Annotated in this window: 12 protein-coding genes and 3 pseudogenes; 6 read left to right on the forward strand and 9 right to left on the reverse strand. The window is 61.6% G+C overall.

The window, feature by feature from the left end; all coding sequences use genetic code 11:
* Window positions 1-149: 149 nt before the first annotated feature.
* The 6 genes and pseudogenes from A5686_RS27795 to A5686_RS05295 form a co-directional block, all read right to left on the reverse strand.
* On the reverse strand, window positions 150-302 hold the full coding sequence (locus A5686_RS27795) for a hypothetical protein (protein ID WP_369829678.1): 153 nt from the start codon (window positions 300-302) through the stop codon (window positions 150-152).
* Window positions 303-364: 62 nt separating this feature from the next.
* Window positions 365-526, reverse strand: coding sequence for a hypothetical protein (locus A5686_RS27800; protein WP_231986292.1), 162 nt, complete (start codon window positions 524-526; stop codon window positions 365-367).
* Window positions 527-618: 92 nt separating this feature from the next.
* Window positions 619-813: pseudogene (locus A5686_RS05280) on the reverse strand (cytochrome P450); the annotation flags it as partial.
* An 11-nt stretch (window positions 814-824) separates the two neighbouring features.
* On the reverse strand, window positions 825-2,036 hold the full coding sequence (locus A5686_RS05285) for a cytochrome P450 (protein WP_067931845.1): 1,212 nt from the start codon (window positions 2,034-2,036) through the stop codon (window positions 825-827).
* Between the two features lie 25 nt (window positions 2,037-2,061).
* Complete coding sequence (locus A5686_RS05290) at window positions 2,062-3,366, reverse strand: DUF427 domain-containing protein (protein WP_067931850.1); 1,305 nt, start codon at window positions 3,364-3,366, stop codon at window positions 2,062-2,064.
* Window positions 3,363-4,574 (reverse strand): cytochrome P450, encoded by a 1,212-nt coding sequence (locus tag A5686_RS05295; protein WP_067931852.1) that lies wholly within the window; start codon window positions 4,572-4,574, stop codon window positions 3,363-3,365. The genes A5686_RS05290 and A5686_RS05295 overlap by 4 nt, the downstream gene beginning before the upstream one ends.
* Before the next feature lie 167 nt (window positions 4,575-4,741).
* Between A5686_RS05295 and A5686_RS28195 the strand changes: the two are divergent.
* Together A5686_RS28195 and A5686_RS27810 are read left to right on the forward strand one after the other, a co-directional pair.
* A pseudogene (locus tag A5686_RS28195) lies at window positions 4,742-4,921 on the forward strand (helix-turn-helix domain-containing protein); the annotation flags it as partial.
* A gap of 39 nt (window positions 4,922-4,960) precedes the next feature.
* On the forward strand, window positions 4,961-5,335 hold the full coding sequence (locus A5686_RS27810) for a hypothetical protein (protein WP_231986296.1): 375 nt from the start codon (window positions 4,961-4,963) through the stop codon (window positions 5,333-5,335).
* A gap of 344 nt (window positions 5,336-5,679) precedes the next feature.
* Here the strand turns inward: A5686_RS27810 and A5686_RS05305 are convergent, their stop codons facing one another.
* From A5686_RS05305 to A5686_RS05315, 3 genes are all read right to left on the reverse strand, one after another.
* Entirely contained in the window at window positions 5,680-6,501 is an 822-nt protein-coding gene (locus A5686_RS05305) for an SDR family oxidoreductase (protein WP_067931926.1), read from the reverse strand.
* Between the two features lie 87 nt (window positions 6,502-6,588).
* Window positions 6,589-7,263, reverse strand: coding sequence for a TetR/AcrR family transcriptional regulator (locus A5686_RS05310; protein ID WP_067931856.1), 675 nt, complete (start codon window positions 7,261-7,263; stop codon window positions 6,589-6,591).
* Window positions 7,256-8,509: a cytochrome P450 gene (locus A5686_RS05315; protein ID WP_067931858.1), complete on the reverse strand. Its 1,254-nt coding sequence runs from the start codon at window positions 8,507-8,509 to the stop codon at window positions 7,256-7,258. The genes A5686_RS05310 and A5686_RS05315 overlap by 8 nt, the downstream gene beginning before the upstream one ends.
* A gap of 934 nt (window positions 8,510-9,443) precedes the next feature.
* Here A5686_RS05315 and A5686_RS05320 point away from each other — a divergent pair.
* The 4 genes and pseudogenes from A5686_RS05320 to A5686_RS05335 all read left to right on the forward strand — a co-directional run bounded on the left by A5686_RS05320 (window position 9,444) and on the right by A5686_RS05335 (window position 12,587).
* Window positions 9,444-9,782, forward strand: a complete 339-nt coding sequence (locus A5686_RS05320) for a hypothetical protein (protein WP_067931860.1) — start codon at window positions 9,444-9,446, stop codon at window positions 9,780-9,782.
* Window positions 9,782-9,928, forward strand: a complete 147-nt coding sequence (locus A5686_RS27055; protein ID WP_156749948.1) for a hypothetical protein — start codon at window positions 9,782-9,784, stop codon at window positions 9,926-9,928. The genes A5686_RS05320 and A5686_RS27055 overlap by 1 nt, the downstream gene beginning before the upstream one ends.
* 375 nt (window positions 9,929-10,303) lie before the next feature.
* Window positions 10,304-11,476 (forward strand): annotated as a pseudogene (locus A5686_RS05325) (N-acetylmuramoyl-L-alanine amidase); the annotation flags it as partial.
* Between the two features lie 505 nt (window positions 11,477-11,981).
* Entirely contained in the window at window positions 11,982-12,587 is a 606-nt protein-coding gene (locus A5686_RS05335; RefSeq protein ID WP_067931866.1) for a GNAT family N-acetyltransferase, read from the forward strand.
* Window positions 12,588-12,636: the final 49 nt, after the last annotated feature.

Raw genomic sequence — 12,636 nt, forward strand, 5'->3', positions numbered from 1 at the left:
ACCCATGACCCGACTCATCTGTCACCTATGTCGTGAACTCAGACACCCTTAGCTCCACCAGCACGAACACCGTTATTGAGGCTGTTACGGTAAGGGCAATACCACAACGCCGCACCCAAACCGGCTATCGGCGAGGCCACGCCAGCAAACTAGATACCTAATGCGCTGGTCAGCCCGTCAATCGCGGCCCGACTGCTCGCATCGCTGGTGTGGCCGTAGATGTCACCGGTGATGGAGATCGAGGCATGGCCCAGCAGGTCAGCCACGGCCTTGATGTGCACACCGGCTGCCAGCCACGCCACGGCGGCGCTGTGCCGCAGGGTGTGACCCCGACGCCCTCGACACCGGCTCTGGATGCCGCGACTTAGATGGTGCGCAGCACGTTGCGCGGTTCGACCGGCGTCCCGAACTCGGTGGTAAACACCAGGCCGGTGTCAGTCCAATGCTCACCGGCGTGTAACCGGTCTGCGGCCTGGGCCGCGCGCTGAGACTTGAGCATCGCCACGATGGCCGGTGACAGGGGCACCGTGCGCCGGGACCGCTCAGACTTCGGTTCGGTGATCGTCAGCTCATCGCCGACACGGCGTAGAGTGCTGCGAACCTTCAGCCACCCCTCACTGAGGTTGACGTTGAGGAGAAATCCTCCACTCGGTCGATGACCTCCATCACCGCATCCCAGCCGCACACGGCATAGAACACTGAATCACCGATTCGATGCACCGGGGCCTCGGCGCGCATACGGTCGTAGAGCGGATAGGGATCTTGTAGGGCGTCGACACCGAAAAAGTGAATCGGATCATTAAGGGCGGTCATCGTGTAGCCACCTATTTGATTGCCCGTACCGGTATTGTCTTCCAGCCGACCACGTTCGCCATGTGAACCCGTTCGCACCGGTCGAAGTCGACTTCGTATCGCGGCATGAAGTCGAGGAGCTTCTCCAACGCGATGGCGCTTTCCATGCGAGCCAGCGCGGCGCCGAGGCAACTGTGGATGCCGTATCCGAGCCCGAGATTCGGGGCCTCGGTGCGGTCTCGGTCGATGTCGAACGTGTCGGCGTTAGTCCACACCAGGTGGTCACGATTGGCAGCCCCTCCAATCAGGAACACCGGGGCGCCTTCGGGAATCGTTTGTCGGTGCAGGTGAACGTCTTTCGTGGCGACGCGCACGTTGTATTGCGACGGTGCCTCGTACCGCAGTAGTTCTTCGACCGCAGCGGGGATGCGGCTTCGATCATCGAGCAACTTCTGCCATTGGTGTGGGTGCCTGGCGAAGAGGTAGATCGCGCTGCCGACGAGCTTGGTCACGGTTTCGGCGCCCGCTCCGCCGAGCATCGTTGCGAATGCGGCGATTTCGATGTCGTCGAGTCGAGTCTTGTTGCCGTCGTGACGGACCAACTCGGCTTCGAGCAATTTGGTGAGCAGATCATCTCGGGGACGGGTGCGGCGCTGCTCGATTAGCTCGTAGTAGTACATCGCGGTATCGATGGAGGCTTGGGTGCCCTCCTCGGTCAGTTCGAGTTGTCCGATCTCGCGGGTTAAGGACAAGTCGACCCAGTGCCGCACCTTTTGTGCGTCGTCCTCAGGTGCGCCGAGCATGCTGGTGATGACTTCGACGGGAAACGGTGCGGCGAAGTCTTGGACGGCGTCGAATCCGTCGGGGTCGACCCGGCTGAGGTACTTGTCGATCTTCTCGGTGGCCATTGGCTTTTGGGCTTGGATTGCTCTGGGCGTGAAGACTTTGTTGAGCAAGCTGCGCATGTCTCGATGGCTGGGAGGGTCCATCATGATGATCATGCGTGGGCCGGTGTCGACGGGTAGTCCGTTGCGGATCGAGGCGAGGTCGGTTCCCCGGGCCGACGAGTAGGTTGCCGCGTCTTTGTACGCGGGCGCGACGTCGGCATGGCGGGTCAGTGCGTAGAAGTCGAGGTCGGCGTTGTAGTAGACCGGTTGCTCATCGCGCATGCGTCGGTAGGTGTGGTAGGCCCCGTTGAAGAAGTCCTCCGAGAACGGATCGAAGACGATTTGTGCGGTCGTCATGGCACCTTCCAATACCTCGGATACATCACATCGCAGTGTGATTGTCGCGGTCCATAGCTGCCGGGGTGCGGTCGAACGCGCGTGCCATGGCCTGCACTGTGTACGACGCTGCGAGGCGACCGTCGACGGTGAAGACCTTGCCGTTGCCTTGGATCAGTCCACGTCCCGACCAGAAGGCGTCATTGCTGTACAGCAGCCAGTTGCTGACATCGACGTCGTCGTGAAAGGCGATGGTGCTCATCATGACTGCGGTCGAGATGGTGTCGTGTGCTTGGGCTTCACCGAAGCCCCGATGCGGTGCCATGCCTGCCGCAATGGTCCAATGTGTGGTCGATTGGGCAAGAAGCGCAGCGTGCAAATACGACTCGTCAGGCGCATCCCGGAAGCGGACCCACACATCGATGTGGGGCGGTCCGATGCGGTCGGGGTCGGAATCGTAGGCTCCGTTGACGACTCGTATCTCGCGTCCGGTGACTCCGAATCCCGGAAAGCTTTCCGCCGCCCCGGGTCCTGGCACGTCGGGCATGGGTGGCTGGTCGCGAATCAGGTCGGGTGCGCCGGAATCGGCGAGCACTAGCGCCGCGCAGCACAGCGCGCCGTGTTGAGTGGCGTGGACTTGCGTCGTAGAGAAGGTCTTGCCGTGCCGCAGCACCTCGAGGGTTAGATCGACCGGGCGATCGAGGGCTGCTGATTTTGTGAAAATGGTCGATACAGAGGTAACTCGTTGGCCCGGAAGCGACTTGGATACCGCGACGACGGACTCTGCGACGAGTTGGCCACCCTCCACGACGTTGCGCCAGGTAGGTCCGTGCGCGGGGCCGACGAACCGGCCCTCGCCGGCGGGCTCGACATCAACGATCCGCACCAGCTCGGCAGCGTCGCCCCATAGCGGGAAGGAGGCTGGAACGCTCCTGCCCTCAGGCCACCGCTCGACGATTTCGATGCGACAGGGCGTGTCGTAGAACGACACGTAGTCCGCGATCCCCGCGACCTCGGGAAGCGGAGTGCGGTAGGTCCACGCGACGCTGTCCGCGTGGTCGTGGGCACCTGCGAGGTCCCAATATGCAGCGCGACCCTTGAACGGGCATTCCGTTGTGCGATCCGAGGGCGTCAACAGGTCCCAACGGACGTCGGACTTCGGGAAATACAGTCGGTCAACATGATCGGTCTCGGTCACCACCAGACAGCCGTCACTTTCGGCGATGAGCACGTCACCATGCCAGAGCTGACCGGTGTGCTGAGAGGGCGTGATGTCAATCCGATAGTCCGGGTGGTCGGGCCACGCCGAGTCGACCTGATCGCTCGCGGCCTGCCGGTCGGTGGGTGTCACGATTTATCTCTGACGAGTGCGGGCATGGTTTCCCAGCCTCGGACGGTGGAGGTGGTCGACATCCGTGCTGCCGAGAGATCGACGTCCCACTCGGGGAACCGCTTCAAGATCTCTTCGAGTGCGATGCGCCCTTCCAGGCGCGCCAAGGCCGCACCAATGCAGAAATGCGCACCGACGGCGAAGGCGATGTGTGACCGGGTCTGGCGGTGAATGTTGAACACCTCGGCGTCGTGGCCGAATTGGCGGTCGTCTCTATTCGCCGAAGCGATGAGGAGCGTCATCACACTGCCGGCAGGCACCTGCTGGCCGTAGTACTCGACCTCGCGTGTGACGTAACGCGACACAAACGGAGCGGGACCTTCGAAACGTAATAACTCCTCGACCGCCTGAGGGATCAGACCCGGATCGGCGACGAGTTCCCGTCGTTGGTCGGGATGCTCGGCGAGCACCTTTGCCGCCCATCCGATCAGCCGTGCTGTGGTCTCGTTGCCCGCCAGGGCGACCATGTTGACGTACATGAGCAGCTCGGCGCGCTCCAAGTGGCGGGTGACGCCTTGCTCGTCTTCGAACTGCACATTCAGCAGTTCGGTGACAATGTCGTCGGACGGATTGTCCGCTCGCCAGTCGATGTAGTCCGCCCAGAGTTGACCGTCATCGAATCCGGTCGACGCGGACTCCATGGGCCGACCCGCCTCGGTGGTCAGAATCTCGTTCGCGTGGTCGCGAGACCTCAGTTGATCCTCATCGGGGAAGCCCAACAGCATGCCGATGACCCGCATGGGCAGTTCCGCGCCGAAGTCCGTGACGAAGTCGAATCCGCCTGCACCGACGAGCGGGTCGAGGCTGCGCACGCAGAACTCTCGAATCCGCGGCTCCAACGCGCTGATCTTGCGCGGAGTGAACATCCGCGACAACAGCCTTCGGTGAATGTCGTGTCGGGGTGGGTCCTCCGCGACGATAAGCCCGGACGGAATATCCATATCCGCCTTGATGAACTCCAAGATGTCGCCGCGCGCGGAACTGAACGTCTTGTTGTCGAAGAGAGCCTTCTCGACATCTGTGTACCGGCTCAGCGCGAAGAAGTCGTGCTGCTCGTTGTAGTAGAGCGGCATCTCATCTCGTAACCGCTGGTACAAGGGGTAAGGATTGGCGACAAGGTCGACGTCGTAAGGGTCGAAACGAAGCTCACCAGTCATGTTGCGGGACATTTAGTCGCTCCTCTACCTCGCCGACGTGCGGTTAGTTGCCGCTAGCCGTGTTGTGCAGTACTTTTAAGCATGTGCTTAAAAGTTAAGCATATGCTTAACATGCCGAGGTGGAGCCGGTCAACCCGATAGCCTGACCTGTCAGCACTTACGAAGAATGCGAGTCATGAATGGCATCGCCACGACGGATCGCGTCGCCAAACGCGAAGACACGCACAGTGATACTGGATGCAGCCGAGCAACTGATGCTCGATGAGGGCTGGGCAGCCGTCACGGGCCGCCGCGTTGCGCAGAGAGCCGGTCTTGGCTCACAGCTCGTGCACTACCACTTCGGCACCATGGACGATCTCCTTCGAGCGGTTTTCCAACGCCAAGCCGAAACAGGGTCCATGGCACACGCTGAAGCCCTTGAATCGCCGCAGCCGCTGTGGGCACTCTGGCGGATGATTCGCGATGCCCCTTGGGGTAAGTGGGCCATCGAGGTTCTTGCCCTGGCCAACCATCGTCCGCAACTCGCAGCCGAACTACGCCACTACGCACAGACGTTCCGCGCCCAGCAAGCTGAGATGGTCGCCGCCGTGTTGAAGAAGTACGACGTCGATGAACAAAGCGTTCCGCCCATGGCGGTGGCATTCCTGATGACCGTCATCCCGCCAGTCCTATTCATGGAGGACCAAATCGACATCACCGCAGGGCACACCGAGATAGTCGGACTCGTCGAGCGCTACCTCCGCGAAGTCGAAGGCGAACCCCCTGCGAGCTAGTCGGGCGGGATCGATAGGGGTGGGGGGGTGCCCGCTCGACCGACTGACGTGTGCCTCGTACGGCGAGCACCGTCTTTCTCCGGAGAGATGGCTTCGGACGAAGCGTCCGCAGTCCGTCCGGAGTAGGTCCAAACAGCGGCCCTCATTGGCCAACGTCGCCAACGCCGTGACCTGCTGGCCTACATGAGCGTCAACGCTGTCAGTGACAACAAACGCCCAAGTTTCAACTTTGCCCGAAACGTGGCTAGCCGAAACGTATGGCTGCATGCCCTGCGGCAAGATTACCCACCGTACCGGCCCACGCGAGTTTTAGAACCCGGTGTGCCTAGCCATAAGACAGCAGATCAGGCGGCGGTGGACTGCATCCGACGTTTTTGCTTAAGCATGGCTTTTGCGACGAGCATCGACAACGCGGGCGAGAACCGCTCCAGGTACCAGAATGCCTTCCACCACGTCGGCAACACAATGATCGCGTCTCCCCGCAACACGGCACGAAGGGCGCGCTCGGCGAACCGTTCGGGTTTTGACGTTTCTAGAAAGCGTTCTATTGGTCCTGGTGCCATCCCCCGATGTCTCTCCGTTAGCACCATCGGAGTCGAGACCATGCCAGGACAAAGCACCGATACCTGCACGCCGTGGCGCTCGGCCTCGATGCGCAACGACTTGGAGATCCCGACAACGGCGTGCTTGGTGGCGGTGTAGCTGGCCGGCGCTGCGCCGGCGGCGAGACCGGCGATCGAGGCTGTGTTCACGATGTGGCCGGAGTGCTGCCCGATCATGATCGGATAGACCGCCTGGATGCCGTGCACCACACCGCGCAGGTTCACATCGAACACGTCGTTCCAGTCATCGAGCGTGTACGAGTCGACCTCACGGTCGACCAAAATGCCTGCGTTGTTAAACAGGTAGTCGATCCGCCCGGACTGCCCTACTGCCTCGGCGACGGCACGCTCAAACGATGGATAGCTGCGCACATCCAGCTCAATCGCGTGCGCCTTTGTGCCACCCCTGTTGAGGCGTTGCGTCAGGTCCTGCGCGGGGCCGATCTGACGATCGGCGATCCAGACCTCGGCGCCCCCATCGACCAACTTGGTCGTCAACGCGGCGCCAATGCCGGACGCCCCGCCGGTAACGAACGCAACCTTCCCCGACACGCTCGATGCAATTGACGAAGGATAATCGCTCGCCCTTGCAGGGTAATTGCAAGCCTGTCCGTCAGATAGTGGCACCGTCGGCGGCCTCTCGTCCGAAGTTCACGATTCAGCGCACCTGTCCGGCTTGATGTGCTCGTCCGATGATGCGTGCCGTTCGTGGACCGGCAACGACGTCATCCGTGGATAGAGGATCGCTGGACCGAGCCATCGCGCAACAAAGCGGCGAAGTGCGATTCCGTCGCGCTGCCGCCGCCCGGGATCGGTCAGGAGAGAATGCACTGTGCGCAAGGTCATTTCGGCAAGCTCATTGAGCGCGGTGGTGTCGAAGCCGTGAAGCTTCCAATCGACATCGAGGCGGTGGAAGGCCGACAAGCAGAAAACGATCGCTGTGTCGGAGGTGAGCGAGATGGCAGCTTCGCCCTCAGGGGTCTGGGTAAGCAAGCTCTCCAACTGTGGATCGCCGGTAAGGTTTTCAACTGCGAACGAAATTATTTCGACGATCGCAGTGACCGGGTCATTGAGGCCGCTGACGTGCTGCACACCTTGGTCGATGAAACCGTTGACCGCACGCATTGCACTGGCAATGAGGAGCGCGTCCGCGTTGGGAAAGTACCGGTATACCGTCTGACGAGTGACTCCGAGCCTTCGGGCGACGTCGGCAAGCCGTAGCGCCGACCCGTGTTCAGCGATCACGTCGTCTACCGCATCCAGAATGCGGGCAATTGCCTCCTCGTCCGAGGCGGGTGTGACACCCGCCCAGCCGCGACTACGCATCCGCTGCCACAACCATTTCGCTGTCGAACTCAATCTCAAGCGTCGTGGGGCCGGTCATACCGAGCAGAGACTTCCACGGCGCAGGAGCGACGAGATGGGGTGCGGTGAGACGTCGGGTGAGGACTATAAGTGCTTCCGCCAATTCCCGCCGTGCGAGGTTCGCCCCTAGGCAGTAGTGCGCGCCACCACCGAAAGTCAAAATCGCAGGTAAGTCGTTGCGGGCGATGTCGAACCGATCTGCATCCTCATAAATCGCTGGATCACGGTTGGCTGCAAAGGTGTTCACGACGACCAAGGTCCCCGCCGGGAACGTGTACCCACCAATTTCGGCATCCTCTGTGGCGGCTCGCACCGAGATACAGACCGCAGGCGAGTGCCGCATGCTCTCCTCAACCGCCTGCATCGCAAGCTCTGGCTGGTCGCCCAGCTTCGCCCATTGATCCGGATGCTCGCACAGCACCTGCACTGAGGCGGCCAGTTGGTGTCGGGTGGTGTCCGTCCCCGCCATCAAGAAGCCAGCCACCAGCATGCGCAGTTCATCGAGATTGAGCCTGTCCCCGTCGCTTTCGGCGCGTATAAGCTCAGACAGCAGATCATCAGTCAGATGGCTCCGGCGTGCGGCGACCATGTCATCGACGTAGGCGTCCAGTTCGCTCCACGACCGCATGATCGCGGCTTCATCGAAGGTGGCGTCGGGCTGAAAGTTGAAAGCCTTGAAGATTTCGGCGGTCCACTCTGAGAATAGATGCCAGTCTTCCCGAGGCGCACCGATCAGCGCACACATGATCGGGGTGGGATACGGCCGCGCGATATCGGTCACGACGTCGCAACGACCGACCTCTACTACTTGATCGATCAGCCCGTTCATCACCTCATGAATCGTGTCCTGTAGGCGCGACGTCGAGCGGGGAGTGAACGCCCTCGACACCAGCTTGCGTAAGCGAGTATGTGGCGGGCCATCGAGACCTAGAAGGCTGCTCATCATCTTGTCGTACAGCGGGCCTGAGGTGACGCCCTGTGCTGCCAGCGTGAGCCCGGGTGGCAGTCGGAATCTGTTGTCGCGCAGCACGTCCCGCGCCAAATCGTAGGACAGTATTTCCGGACCGAGAGGGCCAATTGCGATGGGAGCACACGATTGCGCAGCTCGCACGTCTTCGAGGATGTCCTGCGGAGTGGCGGTAAAGTCGTAGCTGAACGTGGGGAGGCCAGCTTCGAAGACGCTGGGAGCGGCAGTGTTCACGTTCATCGCGATGCCTCAACTTCCACTAGGCCATCGTTGTGGGCGTCCCCCGGACATACTTTCTCAAAGCGTATGACCATAACCCCCCAACTGTCAATGACTGGCGATATTTATCCAGGTAAAGCAATGTGCCGCCTACGCTGATCATACAATGTGTCCAGATACGTCCGTATTGCGGGCCGCAGTTCTAGCGAAGGGATCTAGCCGCAAGACACCGCCGAAGCGAACACAGCACTGGATACGGACTGCCCTGATCGAGTCTGAGTGGACCTTGAATTGACGAGCGTGTACGCGTAACGACTAGTTCCGGCCCGACCAGTAGTCGCGTCATTCGCGCTTCCCCATCGGCCCGTCCTCTCCCGTTCGATGGCCGGGGGCCACGATGACCGCGAGTACCGACAGGCCTGCGGCTCTGTCACCGTTCGGCGCGCTCGGTCGTGGGCTTGCCGAGTTGCAGGCGTACCGGGCGCCGGGGGGCGCTGCAGTGTGCTGGCCGTGCTGGGGAGTCGGCCGCAACCATGTTTCGTACCCAAACCAGGCACGAATTCGCCTATATCCGGCAATGTTCGCTGGCCGCATGAAGCGCTATCTAGCTGCAATAACGTGCATTCCGCGGATATCAGCGAACATGTCCGATCGCATTGGCAGTGTGGGGGTCAGGGGTTCGAGTCCCATTAGCTCCACGCTGTGATGAGTCGAGTCATGGGTTACACCTGAGTCGCGTCATCGGTTACAGATTGCCCCGGCCATCGGCCGGGGTGTTTTTGTTGGTTGCGCCAGTAGTTGCGGTCGGGGTCGACGGTGTGGCTGGCGATGAGTTGGCCGTTGGGTGTGGTTAGGACGCTGATGGTTGCTGTGGTGACGAGGATGAGGACTTGGTGCCGGCATGGGCGGTGCCGATGCCGAGGTGATGTGCAGCTGGCATAGGTAGGGTTAATTCATGGGTCGCGAGTTTGTCGAGATCCGAATAGACCCCCGGCAATTTATCCAGACGACGCCCGAAGCCGTCCGGCCGCGGCTGCTGGACTGGCAGGTTGACGCCAAGGGTAGGCACACCGCCTGGCGTTACCGCATAACGCCCTACGAGCAGGACGGCCAACCGAGGTGGTGGTTGGACGGGACCGGCCAGCACCCGTGGACCAGCGACGACGTCGAGTATCTCAAGGACGTGGCCGAGCACCACGCCGGTCGACTGTTGCGCAGACAGCGATGGCGGCCCAAAAGCATGTTCAACGGCCAGGAGCCGCCGTTGTGGATGGGTGGTCGAGGGTGGTCCTGATGAGAACTGGGAATTATCGCCACCCCCATGCGCGTCGAAATTCCGCAGTGACGATGCTGTTCGCCGACCTGGTGGATTCGACGGCACCGTTTTCCAGCATCGCGCCGAAGATCTACTGCACTGTGGTCGGAAGGTACCCGGAATAGGTGCGTCAGCCGAGCTCGCCTTTCATGGTCGAGAGGCAACGAGACTTAACGGCGACCATGAGCGGCTAACGAGCAGTGAAATCGGTTGATTGCCAAACAAATACGGGATATATCGGCAATCACCGCGTCCGAATCGATGGGCGAGCGCCCGATCGGGATATTCCGGACCGATGCTGGGCCGTCGCGGTCCCCGGCTGCCTCGTCACAGACGCGCGTGGCTTTGTTTGTGCTGGACCGTTGTTGGCAGAATTGCGAACCCGCCGCGTTCAACCGTATTCGGTTGCGGCGGGTCGCGTTATGAATAATGCTACCGCGGGTTACCGTGTTGCCGTGCCTGATTGGTGCGGGTGTTCAGCGTCACCCCATTTTTCGCGCCGCGATGTCCTCAAATACGTTGCGGCTGCACCAATTATGCTGGGTTTGGGCGCCGCCGCATCAGGTCAGGTCCAACCCCCGAGCGCGGGGGCCGATCCGGCGTTGGTCGCGGCGGTCGAAGCGCCCGGGCAGGCGGTCAATATCGTCAGCCGCGCCCAGTGGGGCGCCGACGAGTCGATTCGCAGCCGAGCACCGATGTACGACAACGGAATCAAGGCAGGAGTCGTGCACCATACCGCTGGCGTAAATGATTACGCGCCGCAGGATTCGGCGGTAATTGTGCGGTCGATCTACGATTACCACACCCGCAACCTGCGCTGGTCGGACATCGCCTACAACGCTCTGGTCGACAAGTACGGTCAAGTATTCGAGGGCCGATTCGGCGGGATGACGAGAGCGGTTCGGGGCACCCACACTGGCGGGTTCAACCGCAACACATGGGCGGTATGCATGATCGGGGAGTTCGGCGCGGTGGGCCCCACGCCGGTTCAGGTGCGCACCGTCGGGCGCCTACTCGGGTGGCGGCTGGCCATGGATGGCATCGACCCGCAGGGCAGCGTCGCGTTGACATCGGACGGGGGCCCCTACACCCGTTTCCCCCAAGGCGCCGCCTTGAGCCTGCCGTGCATTTTCGCCCACCGCGACGTCAGCGATACCGATTGCCCCGGGAACCTCGGATATGCCTTGATGAACCAGATCCGCGACATTGCCGCGCGATTCAACAAACGCCCCAGCGCCCAGGATCTGGCGCAGTCGCTACAAGGTAGTGCGATCTATGACCGGTGGCAGGCGATGGGCGGCATAAACAGCGCACTGGGCGCACCGACGTCGCCGGAATCGCAAGGAGCGGGTGCCACACGATACGTCATCTTCGAGAAAGGAGCCATGTACTGGTCACCGGCCAGCGGGGCCCAGCCCGTCACCGGCGCCATCTACGCCGCGTGGGGCACCCTAGGCTACGAACACAGCGCGCTGGGGCTGCCGACCAGCGCTGAAATTCAGGAGCCCGAGTGGGCCGTCCAGAATTTTCAACACGGCACCCTGAACTTTGATCGTGGGAGTCGGGAAGTCATTAGCGTGATCGACGGTGTTGCCGGACTGGTTCCGCCGCCGTCAGCAGGCGAGCCGCCCGTGCAGCTTGAACGGTTTTCGCCGGCGCGCAACCGAGTTTGACCGTGGCGCCTGTTCCCCGACGCGGTAGTCATGTGTGGACTGAGATTTATTGACCCGATTGGCCTCCTGGGCGTGCATCGCGCGCTTGCGCTCGGTCCTATTGTGCGGCTGGATCCCCCGCAGGAGAGCGCTCTTGACGCCGTCAAGACCGAAAGCAAGCCGCAGGTATTGAACGGGATGAATTGCAACGAGATGTACCGAACCTGCAGTTAAAGCGGCGTTTTCGTGGTCAAGGCAGAGGTTCGAGTCCCCTTAGCTCCACCATTGTCATGAGTCGAGTCATCGGTTACACGTGAGTCGCATGATCGGTGATAGATTGCCCCGGCCATCTTCCGGAGGCGATTTGTTGGTTGCGCAATAGTTGTAGTCGGGGTCCCAGGACACTCGAATGTCGGACTGGGAGGTGTGCCCCAGACGATATGCAGAGCGAATAGCCGCAATTGACAGGCGGCCTATTATTGGGTGGCATGCCCCAGTGTATGTATCGTGAACCCCAGGAGGCGACATGGTTGAGCATCGACACGTCGAATGGGACATTGAGACGCGATGCATCTCGACCGCCCGCCTGAACTTGCGCCCGTGGCAACTCGACGACGACCAGGCCGCCTATGAGATATACGGGGCGCCGGAAGTTTCCCGTTGGCTGTCGCCCGCGCTGCCGTTGATCACCGACCTCGAGCGCATGCGGCAAGTGTTGAAGGAATGGATCGCCGAAAGCGACGCGGCGGGCCTACCCCAGGGCCGATGGGCTATCACCGATAGAGACTCTGGCGAACTGTTCGGGGGAGTGGCACTGCTTCCACTTCCGCCGGGTCGCACCGATCTCGAGATCGGATGGCAGGTTGCACCCAAGCAGTGGGGTCACGGCTACGGCGCGGAAGCCGGTCATGCGGTGGCCCACCAGGCATTCACGAACGTTGGTGTCAGTGAGGTCTTCGCCGTCGTGCGGCCAGGCAATCATCGTGGGGTGGCTACCGCGCGGCGAGTGGGCATGGACTGGGTCGGTGAGACCGACAAGTATTACAACCTGACGCTCGAGGTCTACCGGCTGAGCAAAGCGGATTTGGATCTGCCAGAGCCGGCCTGCGCACCACCACGGGATCGCAACTAGCCTTCAAACCCGTAGGCTCTTGGCTGAACGGACCTCCCTCAGACATCTA

It is taken from the genome of Mycobacterium sp. E2479, assembly GCF_001667925.1.
Taxonomy (GTDB): domain Bacteria; phylum Actinomycetota; class Actinomycetes; order Mycobacteriales; family Mycobacteriaceae; genus Mycobacterium.